Genomic DNA, 20,331 nt, shown 5'->3' on the forward strand with positions numbered 1-20,331 from the left:
CGGGCAGAGGGAAGACGAACGTGCGAGTCGGGTGGATCCTCCTGGGACTGGGGTTGTACGCGGGCGTGGCTCGCGCGGAGTGGACCCACATCCAGACCCAGGCGGGAACCCCGAAGGACGTGACGGTCTTCCGGCCCGGCTTCTTCGCCGTGGCGACCGACGGCCAGCTGTATGTGTCGCGCGATGGCGTCGTGACGACCCTGAACGTGGGCATGGTCGGCAGCTTCCTGCGCGGATCCACCTGTGTGGTGGGCATCCGTCTGGACGGGACGCTCCAGAGCGTGGGTGGCTGCTCGGCCGCGGATGACGGCAAGCGCCTGTTCCCCGATGAGGGCAACGACCTCCAGGTGCGCGCGGTGCGCGTCACGGCGGACGGGGGCGTGGGGTATGCCGTCGCCGCCGAGGGGCCCTTGCAGACACCGCAGTTTCGGACCTCGCTCCTCCCCAAGGAGGGCATGGCCGAGTGGGGCGCCCTGACGCCTTCGGAGACGGGCCTCAGCGCCCAGCCTCAGCTCGCGGTGCTGCCTCCGCAGTCGGATGGCCTGCCGCAGGCGCTGTTCGCCGTGGCCCAGCCCTCGAATACCGCCGCCTTTCTCTGGTACCGGGGCACCACCGGGCTCTACTCCCTGGCCACGGGCATCGTCCCGGCGAAAGCGGCCCACAGCGTGGCGCTGCTGCCAGGCGCGACGCCGGATCAGCCGCTCGCGTTCTTCGGCAACGAAGCGGACCTCTTCCGCGGGACCCTGGGCGGCCCCATCGTCCCGTTCGAGTCCATCCCGCTGGCCCCCGGTGTGTCCGACGTCGACGCGCTCGCGTTCGACACGGTGAGCGGCTCCAGCGCGGGGACGGGCTTCGGGCTGCTGTTCCTCAAGCAGGACGGCAAGGTGGCGGCGTACAGCGCGGAGCCGGTGGTTCCGCCCGCCCTCCCGGGCACGCTCTGGCGGCAGAACACGTCCCTGCCCACGGGCATCCCCCAGGCCGCGTTGCGGTTGGCCTGCGCGGATGCGTCCTACTGTGTCGCCATCCTCAACGGGCCCGCGCAGAACGTCCTCATCTACCGGAACGCGAGCCCTCCCACCGTGAGCGAGCTGCCCTCCACACTCGGCGTGGACGAGGGCGAGACGAAGAGCGTGGACCTCAAGCTGCGCGACCCGGACGGGGACGCGGTGCGGCTGTCCGCCACCGTGCGCGCGGGCAGTCCCATCGCCGTCGTTCAGTCGCCGCTCGACTCGCGCGAGGACAGCGGGCTGAAGCTGACGCTCACCGCGCCTTCGGGCATCTGCGCGTCCCAGACGTCGTACCTGGACGTGGTGGCCTCCGACGGCCTGCGCGCGCACGACACGTCGAAGGTGGTGGCGCTGGTGCTGAACCACACGCTCAAGCCTGGAGCGCCCCAGGTGGATGCGGCGAGCAACGACTTCTTCATGGGAGGGCCCTCCGGCACCTTCACCGCCAAGCGGGGCACCACCGGCTGCGAGCCCGTCAGCTACACCTGGACGACGCCCCCCGCGGCCCCCAGGCTCGACGTGAAGGCGGGCGTGGCCACGTTCATGCCCCCTTCCTCCCTGGTGGACCGCTGCAAGCCGGGGATGACGACCTACAACTACGCGGTGACCGCGAACGACGGAACGTGGGACTCCCCCGCGACGACCGTCCCGGTGCGGCTCCACCCCTGGGGTCCCCCGGAGGCGCCGTTCACCAACCCCTCGCGCGACGTCTTCTCCGGCACGGCCTTGCTTCCCCAGGCGACCCACGTGTGCGGGGGCACTCCCGGAACGCCAGGCTTGCCGCCGGTGTCCACGTTCTGGTCGATCCTGGAGAATCCCTCGAACGTGTCGGTGACGGCCCTCCAGGGCAATGACCAGCGTCCCGTGGGCCAGGACCCCATCGAGGGCAACTCCGTGCTGCTCGCCGGGGGGACTTGCGCGGAGCCCCTGAAGTTGAAGCTGCGCGCCTTCAACCGCATCACCGTGGACGGCTTCGCCCTCGACAGTGCCTCCTCCGACGTGGAGGTCTCGGTGAAGCCGCGCTGGGTGCCCCTGGAATCGGTGAAGACCCTGGTGGACCTGGAGCCGGCGGAGGAGCGCATGCTGCGCGGCCACGTGAAGACGGATCCGCCGCTCAACTGCACGGGCATGCGTCCCCTCACCACGGTGGTGACGCTGGAGGACCGCGACGACCCCAGCAAGGTGTTCGACACGTGGACGGCCACCGGAGGCGGCGGCGACTTCGCACTGGACCTTCCGCCCATGTGCGGCAGCGCCAACTACACCGTGCGCGCGCGCGTTCACGAGGGCGGCGTCGTGGCGCCAGAGGCGACGAAAGACTTCTCCCGGCAGGCGCGTGACGTGGTGCTGGGCGAGCTGAGCGGTGAGCTCATCGCCACCTGCGGCGATGGCGCCCGGGGCACGCTGCGCCAGACGATTCCGGAAGGGGCCTGCTCGGCGGTGGACCTGAGGTGGACCCAGGACGGCGGGCCGGCGTTGGCGTCGCTCGTTGGCCAGGGGGACTCGGTGTCGCTGGCCACGGAGGACACGCAGCTGGAGTCCCTGGTGGGCGAGCTCGTCACCCTGGACGTGTCGGCCACGGGCGAGGGCGCCAGCGGGGCGGCGCGCGAGCACGCGGTGCGCATTGGCGCGCGGCCCTTCGTGACGGTGGATCGGCGCACGGAGACGGGAGAGGGCATCAACTCCGGCCAGGTGGGCGTCACGGTGACCCTGCGCAACGACACCGCCTGCGACGTGAGCTCCATCCACTACCGGGAGACCGTCACCGGCGCGCAGGTGGTGCCCCAGAGCATGACGTTGAATGGCCAGCCGGTGACGCCGGTGGATGCGTCCGCGCAGCACTTCGAGGTGGCGCCAGTGCCGCTGCCCGCGGGCGCGACCGCGAAGCTCACGTACGTGGTGCGCACGGCGCTCCTGGCTCCGCCGAAGTACACGGGCACGGCGTCGCTGCGCGCGGTCGTCGTGTCGCACGCGGAGCCGCCGCCTGCCTCCACGTCGGGATGCGGGTGCTCCGGCGGAGGCTCGGGCGTGACGGCCTTCGGGCTGGGCGCGCTGGCGTGGGCCGCGCGGCGCCGGCGGGGCGTCAGAGCCCGAAGCTGATGCGCTGGCGGCGGTTGGGCGTCTGCTGACGCTCCTCCAGCACGCCCGACAGCTCCAGGCCACGCAGGGTGGCCAGGGCCTCACGCTCGGACAGGTCCGTGAGGGCGAGCAGGTCCTCCACCGTCTTCGTGCCGTCCGCGAACGCGAGCAGCATCGCCTGCGGCCCCGCCAGCTTCAGCTCGTGCAGGCCGTAGGGCGGATCCGCCGTGGGGAACAGGCGGCGTCCGGGCGCCATGCGCTGGCGCAGCGCCACCAGCGTCTCCGTGCGCGTGACGCCCTCCAGGATGAGGTCGCCGGGGAAGAGCGACAGCGGCACCAGGTCCGCGCGCTGCGGCCGCATGGGGCTGAAGCCATAGCCGCCCTCCGTCCACGCGAAGGTGGACCAGAGGATGTCCTTCACCTGCTCCTCCAGCAACTGACGGCGCTGCTTGGGGCTGAGCAGGCCACGCTTGAGCAGCGCGTCGCCGGTGCGCAGCGAGTGCTCGCGCGCGTAGCCCGCGGCCTCCGCGAGCTGGGCTTCCGTGAGCGCGCCCTTGCGCAGGCAGAAGCGGCCGAAGCGCTCCGGGGCCAGGTTGGAGGCGGCGTACACCACGCGGCCCGCCTCGAAGTAGACGACCTTGAGCACCGTGCCCTGGCGCAGCTTGAGCTCACCGTGGTGGCGCGCTTCGTAATAGGCGTTGAGCAGCCTCGGCACCGACGTGTGCGCCAGGTCTCCGCCGAGCGACCACTCCGGCAACTGGCGCCGCTGACGCACGGGCGCGGGCGCGGCCTCCGTCCACACGGCATCGCGCTGCGCGAAGGGCAGGGGCAGGGCCTCCGACACGCCGGGGGCTTCTTCCGGGGGCGTGGGTTCGGAGGGCTCGGACGGGGCGAGTGCGGACGCGAGCGCGGGCTCCTCCTCCGTGGGCGTCTCCTGGACCAGCTCCTCCAGGACGAGCAGGTCCACCTCGTCGAGCAGCTCTCCGTGCGTCACGGGCGGCACGCCGGCGGCCTCCTCCAGCGCGCTGATGACGACGTCCAGCTCGAAGGGCTTCTCGAAGAAGGCACAGGCGCCGTGGACCTGCATGGCCTCCTGGGCGAAGCGGTCACCCTTGTAGACACCGCTGACGGCGATGGCGGGGATGCCGTGCGCGCGCAGGGCTCCCAGCACCTCGCTGCCGCGGATGTCCGGCAGGAGCAGGTCCACCAGCGCGGCGTCGAAGCGCGAGTGGGGGCCCAGGGCCTCCAGCGCGGACTCACCCGTGAAGACGGTGAGCGCCTCATGGCCTCGGGTCTCCGCGACCGTGGCGATGAGGGAGGCGAGTTCCTGGTTGTCCTCCACGATGAGCAGTCGCGCCATGGGCCGGCAGACCCTACCATCAACTCCATGACGGACGTTCAGGGCTTCCACCACGTGGCGATTCAAGCGAAGGACGTGGAGCGCGTGACGGCGTTCTATCGCGACCTGCTGGGCTTTCCGGAACTGAAGCGCCACCTGCGGGAGGACGGCACCCTGCGGAGCATCTGGGTAGGCGTCCCCGGGGGCGCCTTCCTGGCCATCGAGGCGGTGGACGGGACGCCAGAGGTGGTGCCGTTCCGCCATCCGGCGCCGGGGCTGCTGATGCTCGTGTTCCGGATTCCCCGCGAGGCGCGGGGTGGGGTGGTGGAGACCTTGGCCCGCGCGGGGGTGCCGCTGGAGCACGAGACGCGCTGGACGCTCTACGTGCGGGACCCGGAGGGCAACCGGGTGGGGCTGAGCCACCATCCAGACGACTAGGGGTGCGTGCCCGGCCGGGTGCTTGCGGAGGGTGACGGGGCATGGCTACAAGCGGCCCCATGCGCCTGGGTGAATTGCTCGTGAAGGACGGCCTCGTGTCGGCGGCGGGGCTGGAGGAGGCGCTGGAGTCGCAGGTGGTCCACGGCGGCCGGCTGGGGACGAACCTGGTGGAGCTGGGGCTCCTCTCCGAGCAGGACCTGGCCAAGGCGTTGGGCCGGCTTCACAACTGCGCCTACGCGTCCGGGGAGATGGTGCCCGACCCGAAGGCCGTGGCGCTGGTGAACCCCAACGAGGCGGACGACAAGGAGTACCTGCCGATGCGGGCGGACGCGACGCGGCTGAGCGTCGCGGTGGTGAACCCGCATGACTTCACGACGTTGGACGCCATCGCGTTCAAAACGGGCAAGCGCGTGGTGCCGGTGGTCATCCCCGAGTTCCGGATGAACCAGTTGCTCCGGCGGCACGCGAAGGCGTTCCGGCAGCTGCGGGCCATCGACATGAACGCGGTCCGGCCGAGGCCCGCGAAGGGCGCGGCGGCGGAGCTTCAGAAGGCGGCGGAGCGGCCGCCGGACCTGATGAGCGAGGAGGAGTTCCAGTCCGTCTACGCGCAGGCGCTGCGCGGCGGCTCGGATGCCGAAGCGGACGTGCTGGAAGGGGAGATCATCATCACCGGCGAGGAGGTGGTGGAGGCGCCCGTGACCGCGCCGCCCCAGGGCCGGCCCGCGATGCCCGCGCAGGCGCGTCCCGGAGCGCCCGTGCCGCCGCGAGTGGACATCCCCGCGCACATCGCTCCGTCCGTCCCGGCGCAGGGAGTGCCCGCGCAAGCAGCACGTGCCGCGAGCACGGCGGGGCAGGGCGCGGCGAGGCAGGGAGTGCCCGCGCACGTCGCGGCGCAGGCGGGAGCGCAGGGCGTGCCCGCGCACGTCGCGGCCCAGGCCGGTGCGCCGGGCGCGATGCCTCCAGGAGCCGCGCCGACTCCGCCCGTGGCCGCGAAGCCGGTGGCCCCTCCTCCCACGCCGCTCACGTTCCCGGAGGCCCAGGCGGAGCTGGGGCGCAGCTCGGACCGCGAGGACGTGGCCCGCACGGTGCTCCGCTTCGCCATGGGCAAGTGGCGCCGGTGCCTGCTGCTGTCCGTGCAGGGCAACCTCGTCACCGGCTGGCACGGCATGGGGCAGGGCGTGAGCGACGAAGGTGTCCGCCGCATCGGCGTGCCGCTGCGCGACCAGAGCACCTTCCGCCTCGTGCGCGACCTGCGCTCCCACTTCGTCGGCCCGGTGAAGCGCGACGCGGCGATGGGCATGTTCTACCGCCTGATCGGCGGAGGCTTCCCCTCGACGGCGGTCATCCTGCCGCTGCTCGTGCGCGGCAAGGTGGTCCACCTGCTCTACGTGGACAACGGAGCGGAGCAGTTCACCCCGCCGGACGTGGGCGAGCTGCTCATCCTCTCCCAGGGCGTGGGCCGCTCGTACGAGGCGATGATGCGGCGTCGCAAGAGCGCGTAGCTCACTCGCCTCCAGTGGACCGTTCAGGTGTGGGTGCCAGCACGGGCATCGCATCCGGACGGTCCCACAGGACGAAGTGGCTGCACCCGTCCAGCTCCACCACATTGAGCCCCGGCTTCGCGCGCCCGGCGCTCTCCCTCATGGACGCGGACTCCAGCACCCGGTCCTTCCCCGGGACGAGCACCGTGCCGCGCCGCACGTTGCCGAACAGGGACGCATCGCGCGCCTGACTCCAGGCTTCGATGTCCCGCAGGTTGGCCATCATCGTCGCCACCCGCTTGGGGTTGAACGGGAAGGCCATGATGAGCTCCCGCTTGCGAGCATTCTCCAGCGGCCCCCACGCGCCCCGGTTGTGCTTCGCGATGGGCGCGAGCCGCCACAGTGGGATGAGGAACGGCAGCAGCCACAACTGCGAGGGCGTCAGGCTCCGGTAGGGGCGGACCTGCGGGAGCACGGGCGCCTCCAGCACCACCTCCACCCGTTCGAAGAGGTCCGGCCGCAGCTTCGCGGCCTCCAGCACCACGGCGCCTCCGCGCGAATGTCCATGGACGCGCACGACGTCCGTCCGGGGCAGGTGCTCCAGCGCCTGCACCAGCACCGCGGCGTCATGCGCGATGGTGCCCTCCGGTTCCGCTGGCACCTTCGCCCAGGGGGCGGACTCCTCGCGAGGGTCGGTGATGGGCAGGTGGTAGTCGCAGCTCGTCAGCAGGATGAGCTGGAGGTCGGGCTCGCGGTAGTGGTGCGTGAAGTAGCGCATGTCCGCCACGAAGCCGTGCATGACGATGACCGTGGCGCGGGGCTGCTCGCAGCGCCGTTCGGCGATGACGGCCTTGCCCACCCGGTAGACGCGTCCGTCGAAGGGCTCGCTCGCGCGGGGCGTGCCCACCCGGTGCATCAGCCACCAGCGCGCGGTGGGGACCAGCACGGCGGCGCCAGCGAGGACTCCAAGAGCGACGAACATGCCGGCCATCATAAGAGTGGAAGGTCGCGCGCGCCCTACCTGACGGCGCTGAGGCTCTGGATCTGCGTATGGATCCACGGGATGTAGTTGGAGACCCGCGTGTAGATGCCGGGCAGTCCTGCCCGCGCGCAGCCCACCCCGAAGCTCACGATGCCCTGGAGCACGTAGCCCTGGGAGCCCTTGACGACGAGCGGTCCGCCGCTGTCGCCCTGGCATGCGTCCTTGCCCCCTTGCGCATACCCGGCCCCGAACATGGCCGCTTCGTCGATGACGATTCCTTCTGGCCTGTAGCTGTTGGCGACGGACTGATGCCCGAGGACGGGGACGCCCACTTGCAGCAGGATGCTGGACGTGTCGTAGCCGCCCTCGCGTGTCAGGCCCCAGCCCGCGACCGTCGCCATCGTGTTTTCAGCGACGCGCACTCCGGAGGCTGGGAGGCAGACAGGGACGCGCGTGTTGCTGCCCGCGAGCTGAGGGGCCAGGTTGGGGCGCATGCCCGAGGACTGGCCGCAAGCCCCGGCGACGCTCGTGTCGAACTTGATGGGCTTGTCGAGCTTGAGGACGGCGATGTCGTTCAGCGTCGTGTCCGGATTGTACTGGGGGTGGTGGACGGCCACCGCCACCCCCGCGGTCACTTGTGTGGCCGTGGGGCGGTACAGGTCATGCGCCCCGGCGGACGCCGTGACGTTGGCGTAGCCGTCATAGATGCAATGGGCCGCGGTGAGGACGATGTCACTCTCCTCCTTGGTAGCGCTCACTCGCACCAGGCTGCCTCCGCAGAAATGGCTGCCGTACTGCTGCAGGCTGACGATCCAGGGGTGGGAGTTCGGCCGGGCCTCGACGCCTCCGACGATCTCCTGGGCCGTGCGACCCACGGGTTCGAAGGGGGACTGCTCGGCCTCCGGACCACCGCACCCGAGAAGACCGACCGCGACGACGACTCCGCTCATGAAGCGCATGCACTCTCCTGTTCCAGGTGCGGATCGGGAGAGCAATCGACGTGCCGCGTGCGTGCGTCCTGGGTGTCCGCCCTGAACATGCGACGGCACGTCGCCGTGTGACATGTCAGCGGAAGTGCATGACACGTCAGTGGATGGCAGGGCTCATGGGTCCATGGGGAGGAGCGCGTCGCGTGAGAGTACCCTGGACGGCCCGCGCACCACCAGTCTGCGAGCCTTCTGGAAGAGCGGCACGGGCGGATCCTCCGACACGTAAACGCCCCAGTAGTACTCACCGGGAGCCAGGCCGGGCAGCACCACCTGCTGAGGGCTGCCCTCGCGCACGATCACCGGCTGCCGCAGCTCGCGGTCTCGCGCGACGACCAGCCGGTAGCGTGGCTCACCGCCCGTGGACTGCCACGCGAAGACGAGGTCCTCGGAGGCCGAGCCATCCGGGACCTCATGGCCATCGCGCGGCGTGACGAGCAGGCCCCGGGGCCGCTGGCGCTCCACGAAGATGCGGCGGGCGAAGCCGGACTCACCCGGCCGTCCGGCCTCATCCAGCGCGGACACGCGCCAGACGAACATGCCGGGCTCCGGCGGGACGAACGTGAAGTCCGGGCCCTCCACCTGCGTGTCGACGATGCGCCGGGTGAAGCCCATGTCGCGCGCCACCTGCACCTGGTAGCTCCGGGCGCTCTCCAGCGGCTTCCAGCTCAACGGGATGCGCAGCTCCGAGCTCCACGCGATGCGCGCGTCCACGCCCGGCGAGAGGCTGGTGGGGAAGGGCGGGCCGTCATGCTCGGAGTCCTCCAGGCCGCGCGCGACGTCCAGCCAGGTGCCGGCCTCGAGCGTGCGGCGGTGCGCGCCTTCGGACAGCAGCAGCCGTCCACGGGAGACACTGAGGTGCATGCCGCGCGCGGTGCGGGTGACGCGGAACTCCGTGGGGCCCGCGTGCGCTTCCACCGTGAGCGCCACCTGCCGTCCGTTGTCGCCGCGAAGCACGAGCGGACCATCGGGCAGCGCGTCTTCAGGCAGCAGCCCCCGCGCGGTCCCTGACTCCAGGGCCACCACCGAACCGCCGCTCTCCAGAGGCGCGGGCCGCTCCACCAGCACCACGGTGCGTTCCTCCAACTCGATGCGGCCACCGCCCCGAAGCTCGATGCGCGTGGACGCATCCGGCCCGGTGCGCACCCAATCGCCGGAGCGGAACGTGGCGCCCGCCTCGAACGGCTCCCAGTACGCATTCGCCGTGCGCAGCGTTTCGACAGGGCCACGCGCGACAGCACAGGTGGCAACGATGGCGGACAGCTCCCGCGACACGGTCTCCACCGCGCCCGCTTCCTCCGAAGTTCGCGAGCAGCCCGCGACCATCAGAAGCAGAACGCACCCCAAGGCGCACTGACGCGGAAGCCCGGAAGCCCTCATGCCCCCAGTCCTACGCAGCCCCCATGTCCGGTGGATCTCCAATGCAGCCGTGGTCCCAGGGGGATGGCCTACGCCCATCGCCGGATTCAACGTGAGGTCGCCTTGCCAGGCGCTCGCGCATGGACGGGCCGCGCTCATCGCACCCTCCAACCCGAAGGGGCCTTGCGAAGCTCCTCCTCCAGGAACCGGAGCTGGATGCGGGTCGCGCTCCGCTCCGGTGCCGCCTCCAGCGCGGCGCGCAGATGCGCCATCGCCTCCGTGACGTCCCCGCGCTGCGTGGCCTCCGCCGCCAGCCGTTCGAACGCATCCGCCAACGCCGCCAGTCGCGAACGCACGCGCGGATCTCCGGGCCGCAGCGACCGAGCGGCTTGCAGTTGCGCCAGCGCCGTGTCCTCCCCCGCACCCGTCAGTTTCGCCACCGCGATGAGCCGGTCCGCGCGGGACAGGTGCCCGGCCAGCTCCGCCTCCCTCGCGCGCAGGGGCCACATCAACGCCGCACCCGTCGCGCAGAGGATGGCGAGCGCCAGCGCGCTCCACCGCAGCGCCCTTCCATGCCGCGCGACCGCCAGCTTCGCGGCCACCGGAATGCGCTGCTCCACGGCCATGCGCCATCGGCGGTAGCGCGGGAACGCGTGCGGCCGGTCCTTGCCCCGCGCGGTGCCCATCAACACTTCCGTCTCGCGCCGGGCCCGGTCCAGCGCTTCGCCGAACAGCTCGTGCATCGTCCGCACCAGGTCGAAGGGGGGCAGGGTGCTCCGCACGCGCTCCAGCGCATGCCGCAGCACCTTCGCGCTGGGCGCTCGGGCGGATGGATCCGGCGACGTGGCCCACTGCACCAGCCGCTCCAGCTCCGGCGTCACCTGGGAATTGAAGTGCGACGGCTTCAACAGCCCGGAAGGTCCTTCCGTGCCACTCGCGGCCTCCGAGGCCCGGTGCAGCGTGAGCAACTCATAGAGCACCAGCCCCATGCCGTGGATGTCCCACGCGGTATCCGGGCGCACTCCAGCGGTCTGCTCCGGCGCCATGTACGCGCGCTTGCCCACCACCAGCAGGTCATTCCCACTGGCGATGCTGGCGGATGCCACCCCCATGTCCACCAGCTTCACCTCTCCATGCAGCCCCACGAGCAGGTTGCCCGGGCTCACGTCCCGGTGCACCAGGTTCAGCGGGCGCCCGTCCAGGTCGCGCTGCCCATGCAGGTACTCCAGCGCCTTGCCCAGCTCGATAGCGATCGTCACCGCCAACGCCACCGGAGGAGGACGCCCGCGCTGCCGCAGTGCCTGCACCAGGTCCGCGCCGTTGCGGCCGTGCACGTACTCCATGGCCATGAAGGGCCGGCCCGCCGCGCTGCCCACGTCGAACACCTGGATGACATTGGGGTGCTGCAACGTGGCGCTCAGCCGCGCCTCGGTGAGGAACAACTCCGAAAGGCGAGGGTGCCGCGCGTACTCCTGGAACACCAGCTTGAGCGCCACCAGCTTGTCCACGCCCACCGCCATCGTGCGCCGGGCGAGGATCACCTCCGCCATGCCGCCCGCGCCCAATCGCTGGAGCAACTGGTACGGCCCGAACGCGTCGAACGGCCGCAGCCCGCCCTGCCACGCCTCCGGGTCGCGTGCGTGCAAGAGCTCCAGGTGCGAATAGTCATTCAGCGCGGACACGCCCTCCACCGTGGAGCGCGGCCGGATGCCCACCGGCGTCGGCTCCTCCCGCCACGACTCCGCGTTCCTCGAGGGCGCACCGGCGGACGTGCTCGCGGCGGGAGCCCCCACCGCCGCGGGAGCCACCGGTTCGCGAGGGCTCAGCGGCAGCGGGAGGCTGCCCTCATCCAGCGCGACGAACTTCACGAAGTAGCCGCGCACCCAGCCGGACACGCCGTGCTCCATCACCCGCACGCGGCCGGAGACCACGGGGCCAGCCCCCTGGAAGGCCACCTGGAGCGCGAACTCCGTCCCGATGGGCTGCGGCGTGTCCTCGGGAACGAACAGACCGTGCTCCGTCATGCTCTTCCACAGCCGCGCGCGAGACTCCGGCGCATCCGCGAACGGCAACCGGAACAGCCGGCCCTTTCTCTTTGGCAGCTTCACGGCTGTGCCTCCCCCCTTCGGATTGAAGGTGCGCTTCGCGTCAGGGCGAAGCGGTCAACGTCACCTGGATGGGCTCCGGCCGGTCGCCCACCATCACCTCGGCCCGCCACGTGTCGTGGCCCTCCAATCGGACGCTCACCTGGTGGACCCCGGGCGAGAGCGGCAGCAGCGTCCCCAACTGCCGCGCGAGCCCCATCGCGCGGCCGTCCACGAAGACGCGCGCCTGGTCCGGCATCACGTCCAGGCGCAGCCCCGTCGTCACCGGGCGCTCCACGCGCACCACGCGGGGCGCGGGAAGCATCGCCGGACGGATGGACTCCATCCGCAGGAGCGCCAGGGCCTCCACGTCCCGGGAGACAGGCGCGCGAGCAGCACAGGCGCAGGTGCCGGCCATGAGCAGCGGGATGAGCAGACGTCTCGGATGCGGAGGCATGACAGGAATTGGGCGCGAGCGCGGGGACCTCCGTCAAGGCACCGGCCCCCGCGTCGCAATCGTTGTTCCCACTCGTACAAACCGGTGAAAACAGCGCTCCCCGGAGGTGTCTTCCGGACCCACCGGTCCGGGTCATTTCCCAGAGGGAAGATGCGATGTCACCAGGTGGACGGATGGCCCTTGTCCGCGCCGTGTAGCCCCGCGCGCGTGAGTGACGGTGCGTGTGTGCCACGCGACCTGGGAGGTGACTGGGTTTGAGAGGCATTGGACCCGGGTCCGTGTCCGGGGGGATCCACGCATGTCAGACGCCACCCGTAGCCTGCGACACGTTCCAGCCTGATTCCCACCCATGACGACCCGACATCCCATGCCCGCCACCGCGCCACGGACACCGGCCCCGTCCCTGCCACCCAGACCCTTCACCTCCGCGCGGGATGGCCTCGTGCGCCGTCAGCCCCAGCGCTTCGCGGACATCCGGCCGCTCAAGCTGGAGGACTTCGTGTCCGGAACGCCGCGCCAGCGCGAGTCCTTCGCGCGGCGGCTCATCACCCATCTGTCCGAGCGCGGCTTCTTCTACCTGGAGCGGCCCACGGCCTTCCTGGAGCGCCACGCCCTGGCGGGGATGTACGAGCGGTACGAGGCGACCTTCCAGCACGCGCTCCTGGCGCACCCGTACCTGCACGCGCTCCTGCCCGCGGCCACGGTGTTCGAGACCGGCTACAACGCCACCTGGTACCCGGAGTCGCCGGTGGTGCGGCAGCCCATCGAGGCCTTCATGGCCAAGCCCGCGACGTGGACGGTGTTCCGCCGCCGCCTGGTGCCGGAGCCGGTGCGGGAGCTGCTGGAGGCCTCGGAGGACGCGTACGACGCCTGCCACGCCGTGGGCGTCGTGCTCCTGGAGGCGCTGGAATTGGGCTACGGCCTGCGCCCCGGGGGGCTCACGCGGCTGTTCCGCCGCCGCACGGAAGGGGCGGTGCGGTTCGTGAAGTACCACGCGCCCAGCACCGCGCGGCGCAGGCGGGAGGTGGTGGCGCACGCGTCGGAGCCGCACTCGGACAAGAGCTTCTTCACCTTCAACCTGGGCGAGTCCCGCCCGGGGCTGGTGTGGCTGGACGGGAACACGCCGCGCCTCATGCCCAACGACGAGGGGCACTGGCTCATCACCTCCGGCCGCTTCTCCGAAGGGCTGACGCGCGAGTTGGACGCGCCGGTGCGGGCGTTCCGGCACACGGTGCACAACGACGGCGAGCGCGTGGTCATCCTGGGCTTCGTGACGCCCGAGGGCGACCTGCACGACCTGCCGCTGGACGCGTGGCCCGCGCCGCGGCTCGCGGGAGGCGCCCGTGGCTGAGCTTGCGCGCAACGGAAGGGACGAGGGGCCGGAGCACGTCTTCTTCTCCCCGCATCCGGACGACGTGGCGCTGGGGGCGTACGCGAGCCTGCTCGGCGTGCCCCGGGGCATCGTGCCCACGCTCGTCACGGTCTTCTCCCAGAGTTGCTGGGAGTTCGTGCTGCCGGTGGACCCGTCGCGGGCCATGGCGGTGACGTCGCTGCGGATGGGCGAGGACCGGCGGTTCGCCCGGGCGCATGGGTTGGACCTGGTGCACCTGGGCTTTCGCGACACCAGCCTGCGCGCGCCGCCGGGAGGCCCCACCGAGGCGGAGGAGGCGCGGGCGGCGCTGGCCTCGCGCGTGATGCTGGCGCTGGGCGAGGTGCTGGCGAGCGTGTCCCCGGACGCCATCTGCTACGTGCCGCTGGGCATCTCCAGCCACGTGGACCACCTGATGGTGCGCGACGCGGTGCGGGCCCTGCGCGGCGGGCACAACGTCGTCTACTACGAGGACCTGCCTTACTCCGCGCACCACCCGGAGGATGAGATCGTCGACTACGCGTGGGCGCTCGGGCTGTCGCCCCGGTGTCTGGACGTGACGACGCTGTGGTCCGCGAAGCTGCGCGGGCTGTCCTTCTACGCGAGCCAACTGGAGCCCCAGACGCTGCCCGCGGTGGAGGCGCACGCGCGGCGGCTGGGCGCGGGCCGCGGGATGGCCGAGCGCGTCTGGACGGTGGCGCCATGAGCACGCGGGAGCCCTGGGCGGAGGGGGACATGCTGGTGCACCTCTCCTATGAGGCCACGCGCACGCTGGGCGGGATGGGCGTGGTGCTGGAGCACCTCCTGTCCGAGCCCGAGTACCGGCGGGCCTTCCCGCGCACGCTGCTGGTGAGCCCCACGGTGCGGCCGTGCGGCCTGGGGAGCTACGCGCCGGAGGAGTCGCTGGCGCGCGACCTGGAGGCGCACGGCGAGGTGTTCTACAGCGGCCTGCGCCGGGACAACCCGGAGCGGTGGGAGCGCGTCTTCCGGCCGGTGGAGGAGCAGCACGACGTGTCGTTCGTCTACGGGCGGCGCGACGCTCCAGGCGGTCCGGTGGAGGTGCTGCTCGTGGACCTCACGGACGTGCTCCGGGGCTACCGGGTGAGGATGGGCACGCTGCCCAATTTCCTCGCGCGGCTGCACACGCTGCTCGGGGTGGACCTCCCGTTCGACTGCCGGGGCCCGCGTCCGGCGGCGTGGCGGGGGCTGTCGCGGATGTGGCGCGAGCGCTTCGGCACGCGGCTGGGCGCGGCGCCCTGGGTCAACCGCCTGTTCCGCAAGGCCGTGCGGCACGGCCTGATGGACGCGCCCGCGCTGGACCACGACGCGATGCTGGCCATCGTGCTCGCGGAGCCCGTCTTCGACGCGCTGGAGCGGCTGCGCCCGAAGGACGCAGCGGGGACGGTCATCCTGGCGCAGGAGCACCTGTCGCTGCCGCTCGCGTACAAGGCGCTGCTCGATGGGCGGCGCTGGTGCCGCACCGTGTACTACGCGGGCGAGGTGCGCACGCCCCGGGTGCTCGTGGAGTACGGCCAGGAAGGGCAGGGCGCGTCCGACGCGCGCTTCTACAACATTCAGCGTCTGGGCTTGGAGCAGGGCAGGACGCTGGACGAGGTGTACCCCGTGGGCGCTTGGCCCAACTTTCAAATCCTGCGCAACGGCCACCTGTGCGACCGCGTGGGCGCGGTGAGCGCGTCCGTGGCGGACGAGCTGCGGTTCCTGGACGCGCGCTATGCGCTCCAGCCGGTGACGGTGGTGCCCCACGGGCACCGGCCCATCGAGACGGGCTGGGACGCGAAGGAGGCCGCGCGGGCGAAGGTGCTGGCCCACGCGCGCAAGGCGTGGGGCAGGGACTTCCGCCTGCTGCTCACGCACATCGCGCGGGACGAGGTCTGCAAGGGGCTCTGGCGCGACGTGGACGTGTGCGAGCACCTGGCCACGCTGCTGCCCCCGGAGCGCAAGCCCGCGCTGCTGGTGATGGTGACGGAGTGGAACGAGGCGGAGCCGTCCGACAACCTGCGCACCCTGAAGGCGCGAGTGGACGCGTTCAACGCGAAGGACTCGGGCCTGCACATCGCGCTGGTGAACCAGCCCACGTGGCCCGCGGGCCTGGACTTCACGCGGGATGACCTGCACCGCGCCACGGACGTGTCGCTGGGACAGTCGCTGTATGAGTCCTATGGCCTGGCGCAGCTGGAGGCCCTGGGCTGCGGCGCCATCTGCGTCATCTCCGGAGTCAGCGGCGCCCGGCGTGCCCTGAAGGCGGTGTGCGAGCGGCAGGGCCTGTCGGAGGCCGCGCATCCGAACCTCGTGGTGTCGGACCCGGTGGCGGATGCGCGGGCCGCGGGCGTGGCGCACTCGGTGGAGGCCTGGAAGGCGCTGCCCGCCAGCGTGCTGCGGGAACAGGAGCTGCGCACCGCGGAGCGCGTGGCGGAGGAGGTGGTGCGGAGGCTTCCGCGCGACGCGCACGAAGGCCGCCTCCTGCTCGCGACAGGCTGGGCGCTGTCGGAGCGGCTGGGCTGGGAGCCGCTCATCCGCGAGCAACTGCTGCCGCTGCTGCGCTTCCCGAAGGAGGAGGCGCAGGACGTGTCCGACTGGAGCGCGGCCCACGGCTGAGCCCCTGATGGAATCCCTTTCAAAGTGGAGCGCGGAACATGGCTGAGAACGAGCAGGCCCCGTCGCTCATCGTCGTGGCCCACCCCGAGGACGTCGTCCGGCTGTTCAGCACGGTGGCGCCGGGTGCGGACGTGGCGGTGGTGACGGAGGACGGGAGCGCGGGCCGGGAGCTGGAGGCCGTGGGCCGGGCCCTGGGCGCACGGAGCACGCACCTCCTGTTGTCACCTTCGGAGGTGGGGCCCTGGTGCCGCGAGCAGCGGCTCCGGGGCGGCGCCCGCGTCTACACGCACAGCCCGCAGGAGGATGCCCCGCTGCACCGCGAGGTGGCGCTGCTCGTCAGCCGCGTCTTCGACCGGCTGTGGGTGCCCGCCACGGGAGCCAGGCCCACCGCCTGCACGGTGCTGGACGACGCGGCCTTCCAGCGCAAGCTGGGGCTGCTCAATTCGCTCTACCGGGAGCGTCCGGACGGAGCCGCTTCGGGCGCGTGCACGGACCCCGTGCGTGACGGGCCCGGCATCGAGGCCTTCACCGACGTGCGGGCCGGAGACGTGGTGCGCGCCCTGTCCCTCACGAAGCCGGAGATCTTCTCCGAGCTCGCGGACCCCTGGGGCTTCGCCCATTCCACCTACGAAGGGGAGCGCTTCGCCCTCACCGCGAAGGTGCTCGGGACGCTGCGCGACGCGGGGGCACCCCGGCGCGTGGTGGACGTGGGCGCCTGCGAGGGAATGATGACCGAGCACCTGCTGACGCTCTTCCCGGACGCGAACATCCGCGCCGTGGAGTCCGAGCCCCGCTTCGTCACGCGCCTGCGCGAGCGGCTGGGGGGCCACGCGCGCGTGCGCATCGTGGAGGCCAGCGCGGAGGACGTGGCGCTGGAGGCGGACCTGGTGCTGCTGGCGGAGGTGCTCTACTACCTGTCCGAGGACGCCACCCGCGACCTGCTGGACCGGATGCATGCGTCCCACCTGCTCACCTCCTACGGCGGAGGTTTCGGCGCCCAGGTGCATGCGGCGCTCGCCAGGCGCGGATGGAGGTGCGTCCGGTCCGCGACACTCCCGGGCCGCATCGAACCGGTGGACGGCGCCACCAGCCCGCTGCTCGTGCGCCGCGCGGGCACCGAAATCCGGCTCTGGGAACGGTGATAACAAGAATTCGGGGATGAAACCCGGGACTCTCCCGGAAGAATCCGCCTCGGCTCTCCCGGAACGCTCCTGCGTCTGGAGTTGATGCTTATCCGTGTCTGGAAATCGCGTGTTGCCAATCACACGCGAACTCTCCATGGTGGACCTGCCAGGCAGCCCCCGCTGCCGGGCATGGCCCCGAGGATGCCCCGGCCCGGGCATCCCCGCGCGGAGGGCCCCGCGATGAGAATCCACCTGTCCGAAGCCGACGTCTCCACGCGGTCGCGTCAGCGCTTCCAGGAGCAATGTCTGGCATTGGGGCGGCGCACGGACCGGATGTTCGTCGTCCTGATGGTGTTGCAATGGCTGGCGGGCATCGCGGCGGCGGCGTTCGTGTCGCCGCGCGCCTGGACGGGCCTGGAGGGCGCGGTCCACTTCCACGTCGAGGCCGCGGTGGGCCTGGGGCTGCTCTTCAGCGCGCCGCCGGTGGTGCTCGCGCTGGCGCGTCCCGGGCGTGCGTCCACCCGGCACGTCATCGCGGTGGGGCAGGCGCTGATGTCCGGACTGCTCGTCCACCTGATGGGCGGCCGACTCGAGACGCACTTCCACATCTTCGGCTCGCTGGCGCTGCTCTCCTTCTACCGGGACTGGCGGGTGCTGCTCACCTTCAGCGGCGTGGTGGTGGCGGACCTCTTCCTGCGCGGCTCGCTCTGGCCGGAGTCCATCTTCGGGGTCCACGCGCACGAAACCTGGCGGTGGCTGGAGCACGCGGCGTGGGTGGCGTTCGAGGACGTCTTCCTCATCGCCTCCTGCGTGCAGGGCCAGCGGGACCTCCGGGAGGCCGCGCGGCGCGAGGCGCAGCTGGAGCTGTCCCGGAGCGCGGTGGAGGAGCAGGTCGTCCGGCCGCTGATGGGCTCCGCGAGCGCGCTGCGCGACTCCGTGACGACGTTGGCGGAGTCCACCGGCGAGCAGCGCCAGGAGCTCTCCCGCCAGGCGCGCGCGCTGGAGGAGACGCGGGTGACGGCGGAGGAGATCCGCCAGACGTCGGTCGTGGCCTCGGCGCAGGCCGCCCGGGTGCTGGAGGCCACGCAGCAGGCCGGGGACGTGGGCACGGCCGTGGAGGAGGCCATTGGCCAGGGCGTGGAGGGGCTGGCGGACCTGCGCGCTCAGACGGCGGACCTCTCCGAGCGCCTCCAGGGGCTCTCGGCGTTCACGGAGCGGATCGCCGGCATCACCCGCACGGTGCAGGACCTGGCGGACCAGTCCAACGTGCTCGCCATCAACGCGGCCATCGAGGCGGCGCGGGCCGGGGAGGTGGGCCGGAGCTTCGCGGTGGTGGCGCGGGAGATGCGGGGCCTGGCGTCCCAGTCCGTCACGGCCACGCAACAGGTGCGCGCGGTGCTGGAGGACACGCGCTCCCGAATCCAGGGGGTGGTGGACCTCACCCGTCAGGGCGGCGAACGCATGGGCCGGAGCATCGAGTCCATCCGCGCCTCTGGCGAACGGCTGGGCATGCTGTCCGGGCTGGTGAAGGGCAACGCGGACGCCGTCCGCCAGATCTCGGCCTCGGTGAGCCAGCAGTCGGCGGGCGTGTCGCAGATCTTCACCGCCGTGTCGGACCTGACGGCGCTGATGCAGGCCTCGGTGGCCCGGGTGGAGGCCACCCACGCGGCGGCGGACCGCCTCCAGCAGGTCACCGACCAGGTCCACGGCGTCATCGCGCTGTATCAAGAGAGGACCTGAACGGTCACCGACACGCGGCCTGTCTTGGAGTACATGGACGCCATGAACTCCAGACTCCGTCGTTTTCTGTCGTTTTCCTCGGTTCCCCTCCTCCTGAGCTGCGGCGCTGCCGCGGTGTCGGACACGCCGGCCGAAGCGCTGGCGGTGCAGACGCAGGAGCTGGCCACGGGCACGCCCGCGGGCATCGGGGTGGTGCTGTTCCTCAACGAGTACGCGCTGACCTTCAACATGCTGGACACGCAGGTGCCGCTGAACGCGCAGGCGGCGCAGAGCATCATCAACTACCGCTTCGGGCCGGACGGCATCCCGCACACGGCGGATGACAAGCGCTTCGTCTCCATCGAGCAGGTGGACGCGCTGCCCCAGGTGGGGCCCGCGGCGCTGGCGGCGCTGGAGGCGTACGCCCGGGGCACGGGCCGGGTGGAGCTGCCGGTGGACGGCTGGGTGGGCACGTTCCATGGCGTGTCCTTCAACGTCGCGGAGGCGCGCCGGGTGCTGGCGGTGGTGAACACGCAGCCGCTGGCGGCGCTGCAGTCCACGTACAACGTGCCCGCGGCGGCGGCGAACGCGATGGTCGCCGCGCGGCCGTTCTACGACATCCTGACGCTGGGCCGGCTGGCGTCCGTGGACGCGACGGCGTTGCAGAACCTGAAGACGGCCACCCAGCAGGGCGAGGAGGGTGACCCCTGCACGGGCGTGGGGACGTGCGGGCCGGACCTCCACTGCGAGGGCAAGCCGTATGACGGCTCCAGCCCCTACGGCCGCTGTGTGACGACGCTGCCCATCCCGGGTAACGACACGTCGTGTTCGCGCTTCGTGCCGTGTCAGGAGGGGCTGGCGTGCCACGGCCTGGACTCCGGTGCGACGGAGGGCTGGTGCCGGCCGGCGTGGATGTCCGGTGAGTTCACGGCGTACGCGGACCTGACGCTCCAGGGGAACACGACGCCGCTGACGGCGACGCAGCCGGTGGTGGGCCTGGCGACGGTGCCGGAGGACATCACGGTGGAGCTGGACCTGGCGCACAACAACCCGTCCAAGCTGGTGCTCACGCTGGAGGATCCGGGCGGTGAGACGGCGCTCCTGTGGGACGGCCCCAACGAGGGCACGCCGCCCAAGCGCATCCCGGTGACGCGCGGCATCCCCCGCGACGGCTCGGTCAACGGACTGTGGAAGCTGCACATCGTCAACCCGTCGGGCGTGGGCAACGGCAAGCTGCGCGAGTGGAAGCTGAAGCTCACCAGCCGCTGGGACTGACGCGCATCCTTCGAGC

General features: G+C 71.7%; 15 protein-coding genes. 9 read left to right on the top strand and 6 right to left on the bottom strand.

Translation table 11 applies throughout. The annotated features are described in order from the left end of the window. Positions 1-20: 20 nt before the first annotated feature. Complete coding sequence (locus ACX114_RS16645; protein ID WP_459299071.1) at positions 21-3,107, top strand: hypothetical protein; 3,087 nt, start codon at positions 21-23, stop codon at positions 3,105-3,107. Here the strand turns inward: ACX114_RS16645 and ACX114_RS16650 are convergent. Beyond that, positions 3,091-4,446, bottom strand: coding sequence for a DUF4388 domain-containing protein (locus ACX114_RS16650; RefSeq protein WP_459299072.1), 1,356 nt, complete (start codon positions 4,444-4,446; stop codon positions 3,091-3,093). The genes ACX114_RS16645 and ACX114_RS16650 overlap by 17 nt on opposite strands. Before the next feature lie 27 nt (positions 4,447-4,473). Between ACX114_RS16650 and ACX114_RS16655 the strand changes: the two genes are divergently transcribed. Then, entirely contained in the window at positions 4,474-4,863 is a 390-nt protein-coding gene (locus tag ACX114_RS16655; protein WP_459299073.1) for a VOC family protein, read from the top strand. Positions 4,864-4,922: 59 nt separating this feature from the next. Next, a complete protein-coding gene (locus ACX114_RS16660) occupies positions 4,923-6,365 on the top strand; it encodes a GspE/PulE/PilB domain-containing protein (RefSeq protein ID WP_459300183.1) in 1,443 nt (480 codons plus the stop codon). 1 nt (position 6,366) lies between these two features. Here ACX114_RS16660 and ACX114_RS16665 read toward each other — a convergent pair whose 3' ends face one another. The 5 genes from ACX114_RS16665 to ACX114_RS16685 all read right to left on the bottom strand — a co-directional run bounded on the left by ACX114_RS16665 (position 6,367) and on the right by ACX114_RS16685 (position 12,212). Further along, positions 6,367-7,326: an alpha/beta fold hydrolase gene (locus ACX114_RS16665; protein WP_459299074.1), complete on the bottom strand. Its 960-nt coding sequence runs from the start codon at positions 7,324-7,326 to the stop codon at positions 6,367-6,369. 35 nt (positions 7,327-7,361) lie between these two features. Then, a complete protein-coding gene (locus tag ACX114_RS16670) occupies positions 7,362-8,285 on the bottom strand; it encodes a serine protease (RefSeq protein WP_459299075.1) in 924 nt (307 codons plus the stop codon). Between the two features lie 144 nt (positions 8,286-8,429). After that, positions 8,430-9,596: a hypothetical protein gene (locus ACX114_RS16675; RefSeq protein WP_459299076.1), complete on the bottom strand. Its 1,167-nt coding sequence runs from the start codon at positions 9,594-9,596 to the stop codon at positions 8,430-8,432. Positions 9,597-9,826: 230 nt separating this feature from the next. Continuing rightward, positions 9,827-11,779 (bottom strand): serine/threonine protein kinase, encoded by a 1,953-nt coding sequence (locus tag ACX114_RS16680; RefSeq protein WP_459299077.1) that lies wholly within the window; start codon positions 11,777-11,779, stop codon positions 9,827-9,829. Between the two features lie 40 nt (positions 11,780-11,819). Continuing rightward, on the bottom strand, positions 11,820-12,212 hold the full coding sequence (locus ACX114_RS16685; RefSeq protein WP_459299078.1) for a PEGA domain-containing protein: 393 nt from the start codon (positions 12,210-12,212) through the stop codon (positions 11,820-11,822). Between the two features lie 349 nt (positions 12,213-12,561). Between ACX114_RS16685 and ACX114_RS16690 the strand changes: the two genes are divergently transcribed. The 6 genes from ACX114_RS16690 to ACX114_RS16715 all read left to right on the top strand — a co-directional run bounded on the left by ACX114_RS16690 (position 12,562) and on the right by ACX114_RS16715 (position 20,315). Beyond that, entirely contained in the window at positions 12,562-13,563 is a 1,002-nt protein-coding gene (locus tag ACX114_RS16690; protein ID WP_459299079.1) for an isopenicillin N synthase family oxygenase, read from the top strand. After that, the gene (locus tag ACX114_RS16695; RefSeq protein ID WP_459299080.1) at positions 13,556-14,287 is read left to right on the top strand and encodes a PIG-L deacetylase family protein; all 732 of its coding nucleotides are present in this window, start codon (positions 13,556-13,558) and stop codon (positions 14,285-14,287) included. Before ACX114_RS16690 ends, ACX114_RS16695 begins: the two co-directional genes overlap by 8 nt. Then, positions 14,284-16,197: a glycosyltransferase gene (locus ACX114_RS16700; RefSeq protein WP_459299081.1), complete on the top strand. Its 1,914-nt coding sequence runs from the start codon at positions 14,284-14,286 to the stop codon at positions 16,195-16,197. The genes ACX114_RS16695 and ACX114_RS16700 overlap by 4 nt, the downstream gene beginning before the upstream one ends. A gap of 38 nt (positions 16,198-16,235) precedes the next feature. Continuing rightward, a complete protein-coding gene (locus ACX114_RS16705) occupies positions 16,236-17,339 on the top strand; it encodes a class I SAM-dependent methyltransferase (protein WP_459299082.1) in 1,104 nt (367 codons plus the stop codon). Between the two features lie 222 nt (positions 17,340-17,561). Continuing rightward, positions 17,562-19,061, top strand: a complete 1,500-nt coding sequence (locus ACX114_RS16710) for a methyl-accepting chemotaxis protein (RefSeq protein ID WP_459299083.1) — start codon at positions 17,562-17,564, stop codon at positions 19,059-19,061. Positions 19,062-19,175: 114 nt separating this feature from the next. Beyond that, on the top strand, positions 19,176-20,315 hold the full coding sequence (locus tag ACX114_RS16715; protein ID WP_459299084.1) for a proprotein convertase P-domain-containing protein: 1,140 nt from the start codon (positions 19,176-19,178) through the stop codon (positions 20,313-20,315). The last annotated feature ends 16 nt before the right edge of the window (positions 20,316-20,331 follow it).

It is taken from the genome of Corallococcus sp. M7, from assembly GCF_054512695.1.